We start from the raw sequence: 18,600 nt of genomic DNA on the forward strand, positions 1-18,600 counted from the left end.
GGGCCCGCGCTCAGGGCGCGGGGATGGTGAACACGCGCGTTCCGTTGGTCTCCATCGCGTTGTTGGACCACCAGGTCGCGATGTGTGAGGTGTCGCCAGAGAGCGACTGGCAGGTCCAGAACCCCGTCGAGTCGGACGAGTCCAGGGGCGCCGGGCCGTCGCCTCCCTGCAGCGTCCAATCCGTCGCAGCGGCTGCGCGGACGGCGAGCAGCGCCTCCTGCGTCGTGGCGTCCTGGTAGACCACGCGAACCTCGCCGGCGGCCGTGACGACCACGTCGGCGTCAGCGCCCACGATGTGACGTGCACCCATGTTCCGAATGCCGTCGTCGATGAGACTGCGGGTCATGGAAGGCGTCGCGTTGCCCAGGGTGCCACCGTCGATCTCGGCCAGCTTCAGCTGCTCGCTGGCACCGTCGACGTACACGACGTACCAGTCGTCGCTGCCGGCCACGAACAGGTCCGCGTTGTAGCCCGCGTCCCCGCTCCCGACCGCGTCGAGGCCGTCGATCGCGAAGGCCGCGCGCCACATGTCGCCGCTGCTGTCGTAGGCGCTGCCGCGCAGGGTGCGGCGCACGCGGTCGTACCAGACCAACGCGAGACCGGTGGAGGTGGCGCGCAGCGAGGTGTAGAGCCCGTTCACGATGGGCTGGTCCTCGACCACGGTGCCCGTGGAGAGCACCTGGCAAGAGTAGTTCCCACCGGTGTCGTCGCTCACGCAGCGGGTGCCGGAGGCGCAGCCCATCTGGGTCACGCCCTCGTCGTCGAGGTGGGAGCAGTCGGTCGTGGGCGCGGCCGAGAGCGCCGCACACCCGCCGTCGGCGCGGCACACGAGGTCGTTCTCACACAGCGCTTCGGTGCAGCTGACGGTGGTCGGGCCGCTGACGACGGTGACGTCCCAGTCGGTGTCGGCCGCTGGGGACGCAGACGACGCGATGGCCACTTGAACCATGCTCTGAACCGGTGTCCCCGGGTCGGTCGAGGGCGTGATGGTGAGGAACGAGATCGCGGGGTGTCCGTTGGCGAGGAAGGCGATCGACGTGAACTGGCCGTCGTCGGCCGTGTTCAGCACCGTGTGGATGGACCAGGTGGCGCCGTCGTCGCTGCTGCTCGCGTACTTCAGCGCGCTGTTGGTGCGGTCGTAGTAGCTGATGGCGATGGTGCCCGCGCTGTCGATGGCGATGGCGTTCCACTCCCCGACGTTGTCGCCCGCCGCCGAGATGCCGCCGCGCCAGCCGTTGGGATCGGGCAGGATGCCCCCGATCGCCAACGGCGAACCTGCCGGCACACCATCCACGAGGGTCCACGTGACCTCGCCGCTAGTGACCGTGCCGAACAGCAGGTCACCGTAGCGCGGGTTGGTCACACGACCGGCGGTGTAGCCGCTGAGGAACACCGCCGTGTCGGTGCTCGCGATGTCGAGGTGGGTGGCCTGCTGACCCCTGTCGAGCGGCGCGATGAACGTGCAGTCGTTGTCCGAGGACGGCTGCTGGAGCTCGGTGCACACGAGGGGCGCAAAGCACTGGGGGGTGTCTTGGCAGACCTCCATGCCCTCGCTGTTGACGCAGCACGTGATGGGCGGGCCCATGTCGGCGCCCAGGTCGGTCATGCCCGTGCCCATGTCGTCATCGACGACGGGGGCCCCACTGTTGTCGCAGTCGCACCCTGCGGCGCCCAACGCCAGCGGCACCAACATCAGCAGACCAAGTTCGCGAGCTTTCTTCAGCATTCTGATAATCCTCGGAGCAGCCGGACGTCCACGAATGCGGATATCCTCCCAAACGATATGCTTCATGGTCTTCGAAGTTGGCGCTATCAGCCAACGTTTTTTTTCAGACCCCTGCGCGCGGGTGGAATCTTATGCGCACACCAGCCGGCTGGACCGTGAATTGGGTGACCTCACGGAGGGGAGCGTCCGGATCGGCAAGTTCGAAGTCGAACGTGCGGACCACCATCGCCAGCACCATGGCGCACTCGAGCAGCGCCAGTCCTCGCCCCGGACACACCCGCGGACCGGCACCGAACGCCAGCAGCATGCGGCGATGATGACGGCGCTGCTCCGCGTCCCCCTCGATCCAGCGCTCCGGGCGGAACGCTGTCGGGTCGTCGAAGACCTCCGGGGAGGTCGCGATGAGGCGCGTGAGGAGCATCAGGACGGTCCCCGCAGGGAGCGTCAGGTCGTCGACCACCACGTCCTCCGTGGCCTGGAGTGGCACCAGCGGCGTGGGCGGGGTCAGGCGCAGCGTCTCCTGCGCGATCGCGTCGATGTAGGTCAGCTCGCGCGCTTGCGCCAGGGTGGGCACGTGGTCGCTCCCCAGCGCCGCGTCCGCCTCGGCGCGCGCCTTGGCCACGACCTCCGGATGCTTGGCCAGGTGGTACAGCGCGAACGCGAGCGTGTTGGCGGTGGTGTCTTCGCCGGCCAGCAGCACGGTCAGGACGTTGGCCGCCACCTCGTCGTCGCTGAGCGGTAGCCTGGCCTCGTCGTCCGTCGCCAGCAGCATGGACTCGAGCAGGGTCGCGGGCCGCTCGCGATGGCTGGGGTCCTGGGCCTGACGCTCGCGCGCCTCGACGATCAGCTCGCGCAGGAACCGCCGGAGGCGACGCATGCGGAGACGGGTCGGCCAGCTGACGCCCGGGAGCTTCCAGTAGTCGAAGGGGCTGTTGCTGCGCCGCTCGACGACCTGGAACACGTGCGCCAGCTGGCGCTGCAGCTCGTTCCCGCCGTGGCTCACGGTGTCGAGGTCTCGGCCGAAAGACACCACGGACGTGACGTCGACCGTGTAGCGCATGAGATCGGCCAGCACGTCCTCGCCCGCGTGCCGCGCCCCCCGCGCGCTGCCCAACCAATGGCTCCGTAGGCGCTCGGTCGCGAGACGGATCGAGTCCTCGAAGGTGTCGAGGTGCCGCGCGTGGAAGGACGGATTGATCAGGCGCCGCTGACGCCGCCAGGCCTCTCCTTCCGACGCGAAGACCCCGCCCACGTGCAGCTCGTACATCACGTCGTTGGTGCGCTGGATGCGCGTGTAGCGGTCCGGTCGCTGCTGCAGCGCGGCTCGCGCGATCTCCGGGTCGGTCACCCCGACGATGGTGTTGGGCCCCACGTGGAACTTGAACATCCGGCCGTAGCGGCGCGCCCACGACTCGAACTGGAGGTGCGCGCGGTGCACCGCGATGGGGTTTCCGATGAGCGGGAGCGGGCGAGGTCCGGGCAGGTCACGGAGCGAGCGGCTCATGCCGCGTGATAACACGAGTCAGGGCGTCGCGTGCTCGCGCGGACTTCTCGAAGCGCTCGCCGGCGCACTCGGCTGAGCCACGGGCGAGGACACGGCAGGTGTCGGGGCGGGTCTCGTACGTGCTGCACACGAACCGTCGAAGACCCGCGTCGAGGACCAACGCAGCACAGTGCCCTTCTGCCATGCGGAGGAAGCAGCGGTTGCCCTGCCAACGGGTGAGCTCCTCGGCCGCGTCGCCCAGGCGCCCGTAGTCGTCCCCGCGGACGGGCACGTAGTCGGGGCGGTCGCCGAAGCAGCAGGCTCCGCAGTCGAGGCACTCGGGCAGGTCGTCGCTCATGGGCGCGCCGACGATAGCGCGCTCTTCACACTTCTTCACACGGCACCTCACAGTGCCTTCACACGCGGGTTCCACGGTGAGGCTCGAAAGGAACCCAAAGACCATGCTCTCCATCGTGTTCGGCCTCGCTTGCCTGGCCGGTCTCATTCACATCAACCGCGACCACCTGCCCGGGCGCTGCGGCCACGCAGGTCACCGCCACGGAGGCTTCGGCCCGCATGAACATCGAGGGAGGGGCTTCAAGATGCGCGGCCGCTTCTTCCGGCACAAGCTCGATCGCGCGCTGCGCGAGGTCGATGCCACGCCTGAACAGCGCGCCGAGATCCGCACCGTCTTCCACGAGCTGCGCGAGGAGCTCGGCGGGCTTCGCAGCGGACTCTCCGGACAACGTCGCGACCTGGCCGAAGCGCTGCGCGACGACTCCGTCCATGAAGAGCGCGTCGAGGTGGTGTTCACGGCACAGCGGGACGCCCTCGAAGGCGCCCAGGGGGCCATCAAGCGTGCCCTCGACCGCGTTCACGCCATCCTCGACCCCGCGCAGCGCGCGCGCATCGCAGACCTGTTCGCAGGCGAGCGCCCGGCTCCGTTCGGTCCCTACCGCTGACCCCCGACGAAAGACGAAGAACCATGCGCATCCTTCTCTCCATCCTCCTCGCCTCCGGCGCGGTGTTCGGCATCGGCTCCGGCATCGCGCGCTTGCACCACGGGGGCCGTCATCACCGCCAACACATGATGGAGCGCGTCGCCGAGACATGTGTCGAAGCGGCCCGCCGGCTGGACTCACGCGGCGAGGGCAGCGACCCGGACGGCCTCGAAGGGGCCTTGGACGGTCCCGGTCCGCGCGGACATCACGGCCGTCATGGTCACCACGGGCGCCACGGGCGCGGCCCAGGGGACGGCCCCGGGTATCTCGGCTCGCCACCGCAGACGGTGTTCGTGCCCTATCCGGTCGCGTTCCCAGCGCCCGCGCCCGGCGCCGTCAGCGGCCCTCACGCCCCACATCCCCCTGGCGCGGTCTCCGGCCCACACGCCGAGCCGGGCACCGCCCAGACCGACTAGCGCGTATGCTGCCCCGATGACGTTGCGCGTCCTGCTCATCGACGACGACCGACGGCTCTTCGAGCTGCTCGGCGAGTACCTCGGCAAGCACGGGGTGGTCGTCGAGCACTGCGTCGACGGTCCGAGCGGGCTCGCGCGACTCTCGGACGGCGGCCACGACCTCGTCCTGCTGGACGTCATGATGCCCGGGATGGACGGGCTCAGCGTGCTGCGGCGCATCCGAGCCGACAGCAGCGTCCCCGTCGTGATGCTCACGGCGCGAGGGGACGAGACCGACCGGGTGGTGGGTCTCGAGCTCGGCGCCGACGACTACGTGGCGAAGCCCTTCAGCGCGCGCGAGCTGCTCGCGCGCCTGCGCGCGGTGCTGCGGCGTGTGCAGCCGCGCCTGATGGACGAGCGCCTGTCCGCGGGCGGGCTGGTCATGGACGTCCCGCGACGCCAGGTCAGCCTCGATGGTGAACCCGTGGAGGTCACCGGCCTCGAATTCGACCTGCTGGCAGCCCTGATGCGGCGCGCGGGTCGTGTCGTTCCACGCGACACGCTGCTCTCGGCGGCGGGGCGAGACGAAGTCGTCGGCGAGCGGACGGTGAACGTCCACATCTCTCACCTACGCCGCAAGCTCGGCGACGACCCGCGGCGGCCGGAGCGCATCCGCACCGTACGCGGCGTCGGTTACCTGCTGTCGACGGGCACGTGAAGCGCAAAGCACCCCATGGCAGAGGCTGGCACCACGGCCGCCACGCAGACGTCACGTGCGACCGCTCCGACCGGGGCCCGTTTCGCCGGCGGCACCCGCACCGCGGTCACCCAGGCTCGCTGCAGCGGCGCCTCTTCCTGTCGTTCGGGGGCGCCATGCTGGTGGCTTCGGTCGCGGCAGGCGTCGTGGGCTTCGTCCTGCACCCCGCCGAACGGGGGCCCGACCTGCGGTCTGCCCAGGCGTTCGTCGCGGCCCGCTTCGCGGAACGCTGGGGGGACGAAGCGGCGCTCGAGGCGCTGGCCGAAGAGCTGCACGAAGCGTCGGGCCTCACGGTGCGCCTCGAGTCCACGTCAGGGCACGCTCGCCTCACGCGCGGCCCTCGTTGCGGGCGCTTCTTGCGACCGACCTCCGTGGTGCGCGCTGGCGAGGTGGTTGGCAGGGCGACCGTGTGCGACCCCCGCCGGCCGCGCTTCTTCCCACACGGCGTGCTGCTCACGCTGGCCTTCGTGACGGCGCTGTGGTGGTCCTCGGGCGTCATCGCGCGGCGCCTGGCGCGACCTCTGGAAGACACGGCCCTGGTGGCCCGACGGATCGGCGAGGGCGCGCTCGACGCGCGCGTCCACGTCCGGCGGAGGTCTCCAGCCGAGGTCCAACACCTGGCGCGGGCCATCAACGACATGGCCGCGAGGGTGGCGTCCACGCTCGCAGAGCAGAAGATGTTGTTGGCCAGCGTGTCGCACGAGATTCGGACGCCCCTGGGGCACCTGCGGCTCCTGGTGGACCACGCCGCGGACGCCGGGCTCGAGCCGCACCTGACGGCCGAGCTCGAACGCGAGGTGCTGGAGATCGACGACCTGGTGGCGCAGCTTCTCGCCGGTTCCAAGCTGGACACCCTGGGCGCCGAGCGGCGCGTGCTCGCGGCTTCCGACGCAGCGCTGCAGGCGCTGTTGCGTGCAGGCGAGTCGGAGCAGAAGCTCGACGTGACGGGCACGCCGTCCGTCTCGGCGGACCCCACCCTGCTGGCGCGGGCGCTCGCGAACCTGCTGCGAAACGCCCGCGAGCACGGCGGGGAGCTGGTCTCGCTGGCGGTCTCTCAGCGCGGGGACCGCGTGTGCTTCGAGGTGCGCGACGCCGGGGCAGGTCTCACGGCGGAGGAGCTCGAACGCCTGACACGTCCGTTCGCGCGAGACGGGGCGGACAGCGCAGGCTCACTGGGCCTCGGCCTGACGCTCGTCGCGCGCATCGCCCTCGCCCACGGGGGATCACTCCGTGTGGGCGAGGGCTCTGCGCTGGTGCTCGAGCTACCCGCGCGCTAGCGCCCGCTGAGGGTGTAGCGCAGCTCGAGCTCCGCGAAGTGGGCAGGCTCACGGGTGCTGAAAGCATCCTCCGCCGGGACGAAGATCGAGTAGTTCCCACGCAGGGTGAGGCCCCGCCCAATCGTCCAACCGACGCCAAGGTCCGCCTCGGCGCCCTGGAAGCGCTCGGCGGCCTCGGGCCGCGCGAAGAGGTGGACGTCCAGGCTGGCCCATGCCGAGTCCGTCAGCGAGACTCGCCCGTGCAGGATCCCGCTGATGACGTTGCTGCGGCCCCCCATGATGTCTGCCACGCCGAGGAACTTGTGCGCGGTCGGGAACAGCTGGTTCCACGCAGCGACGTTGTCCCCGTTGGCACCGCTCGCGATGAGCGCCTCGGCGCTGAGGCGCACACGACCGAGACGCGCACCCACCTCGACGTCGGCCTGGTACCCAATCAACGGGTCACCACCGTCCGAGCCAGAGATCTGCACCCCGACCTCCGCGCGGAGATCGAGCGTGTCGCCGCGATGGACGACGCGTGAACCGAGCGTGGTCACGTGGCGTCGCGGCGTCGAGAGGGTCGGGTCTGGGTCCGGGTTCTCGGCGAGGAGCAGCTCCAGCGCGTAGACGTCGAGCTGGAGCGTCTCGCCGAGGAGCGGCCCCAGGCCCGCGTAAGCGCCCATGAAGATCACGTCTCCGGCCGCGAAGTTGGTGTCGAGGTTCTCGACCAACTGGGTGCCAAAGACGTCGAGGAACGCGCCGTCCGAGCCTAGCTTGGCGTGCAGGCGGGCGCCGTCGAAGGCGCGTCCCACCTGATGCCAGCCGACGGGGCCGATCACGAGCTCCTCGCCATAGCTCATCTCGAAGCGACCGACCTCCACGTCGAGGTGGTCGGTCCCCAGCAGCAGCACGGCCTCATGGATCCCTAGCGCGGGGTCCGTGAGGGTCCCGCCAGAGGACCAGAAGCCAGCGGCCTGAGGCACGAAGCGCCCGCCCACCCGCACACGCCCGAGGTCTACCGGGGTGAGCGCGAGGCCCAGCCGGAAGCGATAGCGCACGAAGTCCGTGTCCGCCTGCCCGATGCGGTCGTACCCCGCGCGGAGCTCGGGACGCGTGAAGACGGACGCCGTCACGCCCAAGGGGAAAGGGGGCGCCGCGGGGGCCTCCGCCGTGGCCGCCTCGGGCGGTGGCGGTACGGGCTCAGAAGGGGGCGCGTCGGTGGCGACCGCGATCTCTTCGGGCGAAGAGTCCGTCGCGCCCGTGGCGTCTGCGCCCTCGGTGGCTGGGGTCGGTGCGGGGAGCGCCTCCTGAGCGGCGGCGGGCATCGACCGCAGCAGCGCCCCGAGCACCAGACCGCAGCCCACGGTCACACGGACCGCGGGCCGCACGTGGAGGAGCGCCGTCACGCGGCCAACCCCGCCGAGCTGGTCTCGTACTGCTTGCGCGCCTCGGCCTCGGCCTCCTCGCTGAAGCGGATGCCGAAACCCAGGAGCCCGATGACCGCCACGGCCACGCCGTAGATCATGAAGCACTCCTCGAGCGACGAACCGCTGCGCAGCATGTACTGGGCGTAGACGACCGCGCCCACGTTGCCGCCTGCGCCGACGATGCCCGACACGGCGCCCAGTGAGCGCTTGTTGATGAAGGGCACCACGGAGAACGTCGCCCCCTCCGCCATCTGCACGAAGAGCGAGAACACGATCATGGTGCCGATCGCGAGCCCGATCGTCCCCATGCGCGAGAAGAGCACGAGCGCGAGCCCTTCGGCGACCATGACGGCGATCAGCCATCGGACGCGTCCCGTGAGCCCACCCCCGGCGGCGAAGCGGTCGCCCAGGTAGCCTCCGAGCGAGCGGGCGAAGATGTTCATGAGTCCGAAGAGCGACGCGATCAGCCCCGCGGTGCCCTCGTCCATGGTGAATCGCTCCTGGTAGTAGCTCGCGGCGCGGCCATTGACGAAGAGCTCCATGCCGAAACAGCCGGCGTACATGAGGAACAACAACCACACCCGGTGGTCCTTGCACGCGGTCACGAACAGCCCCTGCTCTCCAGTGCGCTTCTGCGGGCGCTCCTCGGGGAGTTCGGAGTAGTTGCCCTTCGGGCAATCCGTCGTGAAGCGCCAGTAGAGCGCCGCCACCATGAGCATGAGCGCGGCTGGGACCATCATGGCCGGGCGCCATCGGGAGAGCTCCGAGCTCGCGAACCCCAGCGCCGTCATGGCGCCGGCGAGCATGGGCATGACCGCTTGCGTCACGCCGCCACCGAGGTTCCCCCACCCTGCCGTCGTCGCGTTGGCCATGCCCACGACGTTGGAAGAGAACATCACCGACGTGTGGTACTGCGTGATGACGAACGAAGCGCCGATCACGCCGATGCACAAGCGTGAGATGAAGTACGACGTGTAGTCGTATGCCAGCGCGGAGCCGGCCGTCGCGAGCGCGCCGAACACGAGCAGCGACACGTAGGCCTTGCGCGGGCCGATGTGGTCGCAGAGCGACCCCACCCCCAGCCGAGCGAGCACCGTGACGCCGACCGACGCGATGAAGCTCGTGAGGATCTGCTCACGCGTCAACCCGAGGTCAGGACCGATGGTGGCCGACATGAGCGGAGCGTGACTGAACCAACCGAAGAAACACAGAAAGAATGCAAACCACGTCAGGTGGAATGTTCTCATCTGTATGGTCTTCAATGAGAAGACATCAATGGATGTAGACCGACCTTGTTCATCGAACATGACGCACTATAACTTGCGTTTGTTTCCAGTGAACATCCATCACGTTTAATCTCGAAACACATGAGCGCTACCGCGCGGAATGTCGTTTGACGAAACCTTCTCCAAACGCACCGCAGAATACTTGTATGAAGGCTGGCGCGAGCTAGGGTCGAAAGCCGGAAAAGTGAGCTTGTTCGTCTCCACGTAGTGCATCGGAATGAACACGTGACCCGGCTGAACGATGTGCGTCACGTACGCCCGCGCGACGAGCGACCCGCGTCGCGACGAGACGCGCACCCACCCGTTGGGCGCGATCCCCAACTCTTCGGCATCCGCGGGAGAAATCTCGACGTACTGGTCTTCGGGCGCGAGCTTTCCGAGCACGGGGCTCTTGCCAGTTCGCGTCTGCGTATGCCACTGCGCGGAGCTCCCGCGCCCCGTCAACAGCGTGAACCGGAAGAAGGCGTCCACCTTCTCCGGGATGGGGCGAGTGTCCTCGAACCTGAAACGAGCTCGACCGTTCGGCGTGTGGAACCTGCGGTCTTCGAACAGGCGACGTTGCTCCAACTTCTGAGGAGCGCGACCCTCGGGCAGAGGCCACTGGATGCCGCGCATCGCGTCTATCTGCTGGTACCCTTCAATTCCTGTAATGTCGCAAGGCATATCCCTCGTTAGTTCCTTGAGAACGTTGAATACAGCCTCAGGCGAGTCCCACTTTCGAAACATTTCACCACAACCCCACGCATCCGCTATCAGCTGAAATATGCGAAAGTCACTGAGCGCATTTCCGGGGGCTCGTGCCACTTGCTTGATGACGCTGATGCGGCGCTCCGAGTTGATGAAGCACCCTTCTTTCTCGCCCCACCCCGCAGCTGGCAGGATCAGATCCGCTTGGTCGGCGGTCTCGCTGGAGTCGTACATGTCTTGCACCACCAGGAAGTCGAGGCGGCTCAGCACGTCGCGAGCGTCGGACTGGTTGATCCACGAATGGGAGGGATTCGTGGCCACCACCCACAGGCCCTTGATCTCGTCGCGCAGGATCGCTTCGAGGATTTGGTCGTAGGCGTAGCCCGCATCCGTAGGGATGCAGCCTTCATCTATCCCGAGCGACGACGCCACCTTCTGACGGTGGGCAGGATCGTCGAAGCGGTGCCCCCCGAGCAGGCTGGTCGTGTTGCTGAACAGGCGCGAGCCCATGGCGTTGCACTGCCCCGTGATGGAGTTGGGGCCCGTGCCTGGCCTCCCGATGTTGCCCGTGAGCAGGGACAGGGCGATCAGCGCCTGCGCCACCCGCACACCTTCGTGGCTCTGGTTGACGCCCATCGTCCACCAGAACGACACACGCTTGCCCCGCGCGATGATGTCCGCCAGGGCTTCGATCTCCGAGGGGGGCAGCCCGACCCGGTCGGCCACGCGGCTGGGCGAGTATGCGCGGACGTGGTCCGCGAACCCGTCGTAGTCGTCGGTGTGGTTGGCGATGAAGTCGTGGTCGACCTTTCCGTCGCGGATGAGCACGTGCGCGACCGCGTACAGAAGCTCGAGGTCGCTCTTCGGCGCGAGTGGCAGGTGCATGGTCGCCTGCTGGGCCGTCTCCGTGCGCCGCGGGTCGATCACCACCACCGTGGGGTCGTTGGGGTTGCGGCACACGCGCTCCCACAGGATGGGGTGTGCGATGCACGGGTTGGCGCCCACGAAGATGAGCGTATCGCTCTCCTCGAAGTCTTCGTAGCTGTAGGGCGGCGCGTCGAACCCGAAGCACTCCTTGTAGGCCACGACCGCCGTCGCCATGCACTGACGAGTGTTTCCGTCACCGTGCCGCATGCCCATCCCGAACTTGGCGAGCGCGCCCAGGTAGGCGAGCTCCTCCATGGGGATCTGGCCCGTCCCGAGGAACGCCACGGAGGCCGGCCCGTGCTTGGCCTGGATGGCCTTGAAGCGCTCGGTGAAGGTGGTGAGGGCCTCCCTCCAGCCGATGGGGGTCAGGCGACCCCCGCGCGCCATGCGCAGCATCGGCGAGCGCGCCCGGTCCGGAGCGCGGAGGGGTGCCAGGGACTCCCAGCCCTTGGGACACGCCATGCCCAGGTTCACGGGATAGAGCGCAGACGGTGTCAGGCTGACGGCCGCGCCGTCGCGCATGTGCACGTCGAGGCCGCAGCCCGTCGAGCAGAAGCCGCACACCATCGTGGTGGTCGAGTCGGGCTTGAGCCTCGTGGGCACCTGTCCGAGCCCGAACCCTCCTGGTGAGCGCATCAGCTCGCGGGTCAGGACCCCGCCGTCGTCGCGCAGGAGGCGCTTGGCTCGCTGAACAATTGTGGGTCGCACCTTGGCCATCAGCTCACGACTCCCGGCATGCGCGGCGCGCTCATGGCCGCAAAGAAGAGGACACGCTCTACCAGCTCACCAGCGAGCAGGAGAGACGCGCTCGAGAGCGCCACGGTGACGAGGGCGCCGAGAGGCACGCCTTCGGGGGCGCCGAAGAACACCAGCGGCAGCACCACGCCACCGAACAGGGCGAGGCCCGCGCGCAAGCCCAAGAGGCCGCGCAGCTCGCCGAGGAGGAGACGGGCGGAGCGCCCGAGGTCGCCGCCCGGGTCGCGACGGTGGCGGATGACCGACAGCTCGCCCAGGAGCTTGACGCAGGTCACGACCGCGAGCGCGGGGGCGGCGAAGCGGAGCCACGGGCGCAAGAGTGGCAGCGGGTCGGTGTGGGTCGATGCCAGCACCACGATGGCAGCCGCGGAGCTGAAGGCCAGCCCGAGCACCACACTGGTGAGCGCAAACTTGAAGCCCGTGGCGTAGCCGTGCCACCACCTCCGCCGCGTGGCGTGGTAGAGCATCACCGAGCAGTAGACCCCGCTCGCACCCGTGAGCGCGACGGCAGGCGCCAGGACGGGGAGGGCCGCCTCCGACCACACGGGAAGCTGCGGCAACGCGCTCCACACGCTCGCTCGATCTGCCTGGAACAGCGCCGCCGCGTAGGTCACGGCGGCCCCCGCGAACGCGCCGAACGTCAGGATCTCGCGGCTGAGCCACGAGGTGCGCACGCCCAGCATCGCGCGGAAGGCGTACTGCGGTCGCCCGAGGTGAGCGGTGCTGGCGCCCAGCGCGAGGAGCCCCAACGAGAGGGCGAGGAGCCCATGCCACGGCCGGACCGCGGCGAGCGCCTCGGCGCTGAGCACGCCCTCGAAGATGGACCCGACCCAGAACGCGCCCACGGAGAGCTGCGTCAGCACCAACATCCAGACCAGCGGCGTGTGGATGTGCGCTGGGCGCACCGCGTGGAAGTCTGCCGGGAGCGTGTTCGCTGGCATGACCCGCGTGCCCACGTAGCGCGTGGTGGGGACGCTGATGCTCGACGAGGGCGCGCCCGGCACCAGGCTGCCTTCGCTGGCCACGGCGCGCGCCTCGTTGACGTCCACCAGCTTGATGGAGATGGCGTGTGTCGGGCACGCCTGCACGCACGCTGGGGCCTCCCCCTCGGCGAGGCGATCGGAGCACATGTCGCACTTGCGCACGATGCCCTTCTTGGGGTTGTACTGGGGCACGTCGTAGGCGCAGGTGAACATGCAGTACTGGCAGCCGATGCACTGGTCGTCGAGGTGTCGGACAATCCCCGTCTCGGGGTTCTTTTCGTACGCGCCGACCGGGCAGCCCTTCATGCACGCCGGCTCGAGGCAGTGATGACAAGCCGTCGTGACCGTCTGCTGGAAGGGCTGCGTGATGTCACCGCCGTGCAGCACGCCCACCGCGCGCCACGTCTCGCTCTCGTCGAGCCCGTTCAGGCTGTGGCAAGCCGTGACGCACGCCTTGCAGCCCGAGCAGGCGTCCAGGTTCACTTCGAAGGCGTACTGCTGTCCGGGTCCCGGAGCGGTGGCCGGCAGCAGCGAGCGGTAGATGGGCTCCAGCAGCGGCGTGGTCGCGTCGTCGTGGAGCTGGCTGAAGCGCTCGACGGCGCTCATGTCTCCCTGGTCCGCCAGCAGCTGATCCAGGAGCGGGAGCCGACGTTTGCTGACCGCCGGGGCCAGCGCTTCGCTGTCGAGGATGGGTAGACTCGCCGTGCCGGTCGACATACGCGCGCCTCACTCCGCCGCGTGGGCGTGGCAGGAGGAACGCGCTGCGCAGAGCTGGTCCGCGAGCGCGCTGGCGGGCGGCACGCGGGCGAACACGCGCCCGTCCTGCACCTCCACCGGGAAGGTCATGATCTGGTAGTCCTCGCCGCTCAGGCACTCGCCGCTCACCAGCGAGAAGCTCTTCTTGTGCATCGGGCAGACCACCTTGGGCTCCCCCTTGGCGTCGCCCAGCAGACCGCGCGCCAGCACCATGTCCTCCTGGTGCGGGCACATGTTCTGCGTGGCGTACCACTCCCCGCGTGAGGCGAAGTGATAGATGGCCAGCTGCACCTCGCCGTGCCGAACGGCCATGCCCCCTTCGGCCGGGAACGCGTCCGCCTCGCCGAAGTACACCAGCTCGTCCTTCGCTACCCCTCCCTCGGTCGTCGTCACCACCGGCAGGCGCAGCTTCCGGGGTGCGGCGGGAGGATCCCAGTCCGCCACGCGGTGCTGCCCACGCTGCTCGATCATGAACACGTTGTCGTCCGGGTCGTCGCTGTTCGCGAAGTGCCGAAAGCGGGCGCGCTGCTCGGGGTCGCGCACCACCGCGGCCCATTCGCACTGGTACGTCTCCACCAGGTGCGCCGCCATCTGCTCCAGCTCCGCGCCGAGGCCGAGGGTGTCGTGGACCACCACATCACGCACGTGCTCGATGCCGCCCTCGAGCTTGTCGAGCCACACCGACGTGCGCGTGAGGCGGTCGGCGGTGCACATGTAGTACATGAGGAAGCGGTCGATGTACCGGATGAGCGTGGGCTCATCGAGGTCGGTCGCGAGGAGGTCCGCGTGGCGCGGCTTGGCGCCGCCGTTGCCGCACACGTAGAGGTTCCAGCCCGACTCCGTCGCGATGACGCCGAAGTCCTTGCTCTGCGCCTCGGCACACTCGCGCACGCAGCCGCTGACGGCGCTCTTCAGCTTGTGGGGCGCGCGGATGCCGCGGTAGCGCTCCTCCAGCCGGATGGCCAAGCCCACCGAGTCGTCGATGCCGTAGCGACACCACGTGGACCCGACGCAGCTCTTCACCGTGCGGAGCCCCTTGGCGTATGCGTGACCGCTCTCGAAGCCGCTTTCCACCAGCTCCTCCCAGATGTCGGGGAGCTTCTCGAGCGTGGCGCCGAACATGTCCACACGCTGCCCACCCGTGATCTTGGTGTAGAGCCCGTAGCGCTGCGCGATCTCGCCCAGTCGGATGAGCCCCTCGGGCGTGATCTCGCCGCCCGGGATGCGCGGCACCACCGAGTACAGGCCGCGCCGCTGGATGTTCGCGAGGAAGCGGTCGTTGGTGTCCTGTAGGGTGGCGTGCTTCGCGAGGATCATCTCGTTCTGCAGGCTGGCGAAGATGCTGGCCGCGGTGGGCTTGCACACCTCGCAGCCGTGCCCGCCCGTCCCGTGCTCGCGCAGCAACTCCTCGAAGGTGTCGATGCCGCGCACGCGCACCACGTCGAACAGCTCACGGCGCGTGAGGTCGAAGTGCTCGCACAGGCGCTTGCGCGTGCTGCGACCCATCGCCGCGAGCCCCATGTCCAGCAGGTCCACCACCTGCGGCAGGCAGCCGCCGCAGGACGTGCCGGCCTTGGTGCAGGACTTGAGCGCGGAGAGCTCGCACGCGCCGCCGCTGACCGCCTGCAGGATGGCGCCCTTGCTGACGTTGTTGCACGAGCACACCTGGGCCGCGTCGGGGAGCGCGGCGAGCCCCGTCGCAGCCCCGCCTCCGCGGGCCCCCAGCAGCAGCTCTTCGGGCGTCCCGGGGATGGGCTCCCCGCTGCGCGCGTAGTGCGTGAGGGTCCCGTAGGCGGAGGCGTCGCCGAGCAGCATGCCGCCCAGCACATGCTGCGCGGAGGCGTCGAGGATGAGCTTCTTGTACACGCCCGACGTGAAGTCCTGGAACGCGACCACCTGCGCGTCGCTGCGGCTCTCGTCGGCGAAGGGGTCGCCGAAGCTCGCCACGTCAACGCCCATGAGCTTCAGCTTGCAAGAGAGGTCCGCCCCCTCGAAGCGCGCCTCGGGCTCGCCGGTGAGCGCCCGCGCGAGCACCTCGGCCATCTCGTAGCCGGGCGCGACCAGCCCGTAGATCATGCCGCGGTGCAGCGCGCACTCGCCGATGGCGTACACGTCGGGCGCGCTGGTCGCGAGGCTGTCGTCCACCTGGATGCCGCCGCGCTCCCCGACCGCGATGCCGGCCTCGCGGGCCAGCTCGTCGCGCGGCCGGATGCCCGCGGACACCACCACCATGTCGAACGGCAGCTCGTCGGTCTGCGTCAGGAGCCCCGTCACCGCCGGGTCGCCGAGCACCTCGCGGGTGGCGCAGCCCACGTGCACGGGCACGCCCATGCGCTCGATCTCGCGGCGAAGTAGGCGCCCGCCGATGGCGTCGAGCTGCCGGGGCATGAGCCGGTCGGCCATCTCCACCACGTGCGTGGTGACACCGCACTCCTGCACGGCGCGGGCGGCCTCGAGCCCCAACAAGCCGCCGCCGAGCACGGCACAGCGCGTTGCCCCCTGCGCATAGGCGCGAATGGCGTCGAGGTCCTCGAGGGTGCGGTACACGAACACGCCCGGGCGCTCGATGCCGGGCATGCGCGGCACGAACGCGGAAGACCCCGTGGCCAGCACCAGGTGGTCGTAGGCGCAGCGCTCACCGCTCTCCGTGACCACCTCGCGCGCGTCGAGATCCACGCGCGTGATCTTCGCGCTGGTGCGCAGCTCGATGTCGTTGTTCGCGTACCACGTGCGCGTGGCGAGCAGCAGCGGATCGGCGCTCGAGAGCTGGAAATACTTCGTCAGCTGGACGCGATCGTAGGCGGGCCAGGGCTCCTCTCCGAACACGATGATTCGGGTTGTTTGCGCGTTTGTTCGCCGACGAAGTTGGTCGCAAAAGCGCTGACTGACCATGCCGTTCCCGACGACCACCACGGTGCCGGCGACCGGCCCGAGGAGGCCAGTTTTCACGGATTTCGACGACTCTCGATCATGCGTGGGTGCGTTTGTCACACCTCAAAGCTAGGCGATAGCGGGACAAGCGCAATCGTTGTCAGTCGAAGTTAACGACCCGATATGCTGGCGAAACACGGTTTATTTCCGAACCGCGAACGGCTTGTTTCAGCTGTGTGTCCGAGGGTCCAGGTCGTAGCGTGAGCCAGGCTTGTGGAAGGTCGTCCGCAGCTGCCGGAGCAGCACCCCGTGGAACGCCCTTCCGTCTGCACCGACGGGCAATTGCCCGCGGACCAGCCAGCCGAAGATGAGCTGTCCGATGCCCGTCATCCCGCCCCCCACCTGCCCGATCCAGCCGATCAACCCCACGCCCGCCTGACCGATCGCGAGCAGCCCAGCGGCGAGCTGACCGGTGGCGAAGAACACGCCCGCGCCATAGAGCGTGAGGGAGACCAGGCCGATGCCCGCGAGGCCGACCACCACGACGCCATTGCCGCCTCCGAAGGCGAGCCAGCAGGGCTCCATCGGACCGACGCACACCGGCTCCATCCCGAAGATGGTGACGGGCGCGTCGGAGGACCCGAGCAGGCCGGCGAAGCCCAGGCCGATGCCGGTGGCGAGGGTAGCGCCGAGAATGACGAAGAGGCGAGCCATGCAGGGATTCTGTCCCATCGCGGGGGCCGATAGTAGCTGCCGCCGGGCTGCCGAGGTCGTAAGCTGATCTGACCAGTTGACAAGCGGACCGAGAACGATGACCATGAGCTCATGCTGCGTCCCATCACCCGCCAGTCCATCGCGGCCTCGGTCTTCGACCAGCTGCGTGATCACATCGTGCAGGGGCAGCTGGCCCCCGGCGACAGTCTCCCCTCGGAGCGCGTGCTGGCCGAGCAGCTGGGGGTGAACCGTGGCGCCGTCCGTGAGGGCCTGAAGCGCCTCGAGCAGGCTGGGCTCGTGAGCATCCAGCAGGGGGAGACCACGCAGGTGCGCGACTTTCGGCGCACGGCTGGGCTCGAGCTCCTCGGCACCATGCTGCTCCGGGCGGACGGCACCATCGACACCGCGGTCGCGCGCAGCATCGTCGAGCTGCGCTCGGAGCTCGCCCCCGTCATCGCGCGGCTGGCCGTCCGGCGGGCCTCGGAGCAGCACTTGGACCGGGTCGACGCGGCGGTGGCGGCCATGCGCGCGACGAGCAACCTCGACGAGCTGCAGCACGCGGCCCTCCACTTCTGGACCGCGGTCGTGGACGGAACGCAGAACGTCGCGCTGCAGCTGGCGATGGGCTCGCTTTCCCGCTCGTACGGCGCGGTGCTGTCGCAGCTGGCCAGCGTGATGGCCGCCGAGGTGCGGGCCACCGAAGACTACGCGGCGCTGGCGAGCGCGCTGCGGGGCCGCCGCGAGCCATCTGCGGTGAAGCGCGCCCAGAAGATCGTCGCGCTCGGTGCCGACGCTGTCGGCGGTGTCATCGACGCCGTGAGCGCCTTTCAAGGAGAAGCCCGATGAGCACACCTAGCGCAGCGCCCCGAACCTTCGCCGACGTCCCGACCACGAGCGGTGACACGGAGGCCAGAGCCAGACCGGCCAGCGTCCGTTCGCTGCCGGACGCCCTGCGCCTCTTCTTCTCCCACGCGAGCCCCCGCCTGCTCGGCGGCAAGGCGCTGCTCTTCCTGCTGGTGCGTCCTCTGCTGGGCCCCTTTGGCTGGGGTGACGTGTTCCTCGTCGTGGGGATTGGGCTGTACTGGCCGTTCCAGGAGTGGTTCCTCCACACCAAGGTGCTGCACCGCAAGCCGTCCACGCTGGGCCCCCTCACGCTCGACACCTACTTCGCGCGCCGTCACCGGGAACACCACCAGCGCCCGTGGGACATCGAGACCGCGTTCCTGCCGCTGCGCGTGCTGGTGCCCCTCATCCCCGTGAACATCGCGCTCTTCACCCTCGCGACGCCCACGCTGGGACTGGCCGCCACGGGCATCACCGCCATGACCGCCGCCAGCCTGCTCTACGAGTGGACGCACTTCCTGACCCACACGGGGTACAAGCCGAAGAGCGCGCTCTATCGCAAAATCCGGCGCAACCACCGCATGCATCACTTCCGCAACGAGCAGTACTGGCACGGGTTCACCGTCCCGTTCGTGGACGAGCTCTTCGGGACCGGCCCGGACCCGCGCGACGTCCCCCAGAGCGAGAGCTGCTACTCGCTGGGTGTCGCCCCTGGGCGGTCGTAAGCGCCCA

Annotated in this window: 15 protein-coding genes; 6 read left to right on the forward strand and 9 right to left on the reverse strand. The window is 69.1% G+C overall.

Annotation, left to right across the window (positions count from 1 at the left end; translation table 11 throughout):
- Positions 1 to 10: 10 nt before the first annotated feature.
- The 3 genes from H6726_23305 to H6726_23315 form a co-directional block, all read right to left on the reverse strand.
- Positions 11 to 1,726 carry a hypothetical protein gene (locus tag H6726_23305; GenBank protein MCB9660592.1) on the reverse strand — a complete coding sequence of 572 codons (1,716 nt, stop codon included), beginning with the start codon at positions 1,724 to 1,726 and terminating at the stop codon, positions 11 to 13.
- Positions 1,727 to 1,829: 103 nt separating this feature from the next.
- Complete coding sequence (locus H6726_23310; GenBank protein ID MCB9660593.1) at positions 1,830 to 3,230, reverse strand: cytochrome P450; 1,401 nt, start codon at positions 3,228 to 3,230, stop codon at positions 1,830 to 1,832.
- Positions 3,211 to 3,567: a YkgJ family cysteine cluster protein gene (locus H6726_23315; GenBank protein ID MCB9660594.1), complete on the reverse strand. Its 357-nt coding sequence runs from the start codon at positions 3,565 to 3,567 to the stop codon at positions 3,211 to 3,213. Before H6726_23315 ends, H6726_23310 begins: the two co-directional genes overlap by 20 nt.
- Positions 3,568 to 3,670: 103 nt before the next feature.
- Between H6726_23315 and H6726_23320 the strand changes: the two genes are divergently transcribed.
- Genes H6726_23320 through H6726_23335 form a run of 4 tightly spaced genes read left to right on the forward strand, consistent with a single transcriptional unit; the run spans position 3,671 to position 6,639 of the window.
- Positions 3,671 to 4,171, forward strand: a complete 501-nt coding sequence (locus tag H6726_23320; GenBank protein MCB9660595.1) for a Spy/CpxP family protein refolding chaperone — start codon at positions 3,671 to 3,673, stop codon at positions 4,169 to 4,171.
- A 23-nt stretch (positions 4,172 to 4,194) separates the two neighbouring features.
- Positions 4,195 to 4,626, forward strand: a complete 432-nt coding sequence (locus H6726_23325; GenBank protein ID MCB9660596.1) for a hypothetical protein — start codon at positions 4,195 to 4,197, stop codon at positions 4,624 to 4,626.
- A gap of 16 nt (positions 4,627 to 4,642) precedes the next feature.
- Complete coding sequence (locus H6726_23330; GenBank protein MCB9660597.1) at positions 4,643 to 5,323, forward strand: response regulator transcription factor; 681 nt, start codon at positions 4,643 to 4,645, stop codon at positions 5,321 to 5,323.
- Positions 5,320 to 6,639 carry a HAMP domain-containing histidine kinase gene (locus H6726_23335; GenBank protein ID MCB9660598.1) on the forward strand — a complete coding sequence of 440 codons (1,320 nt, stop codon included), beginning with the start codon at positions 5,320 to 5,322 and terminating at the stop codon, positions 6,637 to 6,639. Before H6726_23330 ends, H6726_23335 begins: the two co-directional genes overlap by 4 nt.
- Here the strand turns inward: H6726_23335 and H6726_23340 are convergent.
- From H6726_23340 to H6726_23365, 6 genes are all read right to left on the reverse strand, one after another.
- Positions 6,636 to 8,024: an alginate export family protein gene (locus tag H6726_23340; protein ID MCB9660599.1), complete on the reverse strand. Its 1,389-nt coding sequence runs from the start codon at positions 8,022 to 8,024 to the stop codon at positions 6,636 to 6,638. The two genes, H6726_23335 and H6726_23340, sit on opposite strands and share 4 nt — an antisense overlap.
- Complete coding sequence (locus H6726_23345) at positions 8,021 to 9,352, reverse strand: MFS transporter (GenBank protein ID MCB9660600.1); 1,332 nt, start codon at positions 9,350 to 9,352, stop codon at positions 8,021 to 8,023. Before H6726_23345 ends, H6726_23340 begins: the two co-directional genes overlap by 4 nt.
- A gap of 45 nt (positions 9,353 to 9,397) precedes the next feature.
- Positions 9,398 to 11,662: a nitrate reductase gene (locus H6726_23350; GenBank protein MCB9660601.1), complete on the reverse strand. Its 2,265-nt coding sequence runs from the start codon at positions 11,660 to 11,662 to the stop codon at positions 9,398 to 9,400.
- Complete coding sequence (locus tag H6726_23355; protein MCB9660602.1) at positions 11,662 to 13,401, reverse strand: dimethyl sulfoxide reductase anchor subunit; 1,740 nt, start codon at positions 13,399 to 13,401, stop codon at positions 11,662 to 11,664. Before H6726_23355 ends, H6726_23350 begins: the two co-directional genes overlap by 1 nt.
- A 9-nt stretch (positions 13,402 to 13,410) precedes the next feature.
- The gene (gene nirD / locus H6726_23360) at positions 13,411 to 16,332 is read right to left on the reverse strand and encodes a nitrite reductase small subunit NirD (protein MCB9660603.1); all 2,922 of its coding nucleotides are present in this window, start codon (positions 16,330 to 16,332) and stop codon (positions 13,411 to 13,413) included.
- Between the two features lie 207 nt (positions 16,333 to 16,539).
- Positions 16,540 to 17,025 (reverse strand): hypothetical protein, encoded by a 486-nt coding sequence (locus H6726_23365; GenBank protein ID MCB9660604.1) that lies wholly within the window; start codon positions 17,023 to 17,025, stop codon positions 16,540 to 16,542.
- Positions 17,026 to 17,136: 111 nt separating this feature from the next.
- On the opposite strand from H6726_23365, the gene H6726_23370 reads away from it, so the two are divergent.
- Both H6726_23370 and H6726_23375 read left to right on the forward strand, forming a co-directional pair.
- Complete coding sequence (locus H6726_23370) at positions 17,137 to 17,871, forward strand: FadR family transcriptional regulator (GenBank protein ID MCB9660605.1); 735 nt, start codon at positions 17,137 to 17,139, stop codon at positions 17,869 to 17,871.
- Complete coding sequence (locus H6726_23375; protein ID MCB9660606.1) at positions 17,868 to 18,593, forward strand: sterol desaturase family protein; 726 nt, start codon at positions 17,868 to 17,870, stop codon at positions 18,591 to 18,593. The genes H6726_23370 and H6726_23375 overlap by 4 nt, the downstream gene beginning before the upstream one ends.
- Positions 18,594 to 18,600 lie beyond the last annotated feature (7 nt).

This window comes from Sandaracinaceae bacterium (assembly GCA_020633055.1).
Classification (GTDB): Bacteria; Myxococcota_A; Polyangia; order Polyangiales; family Houyiibacteriaceae; genus JADJJE01.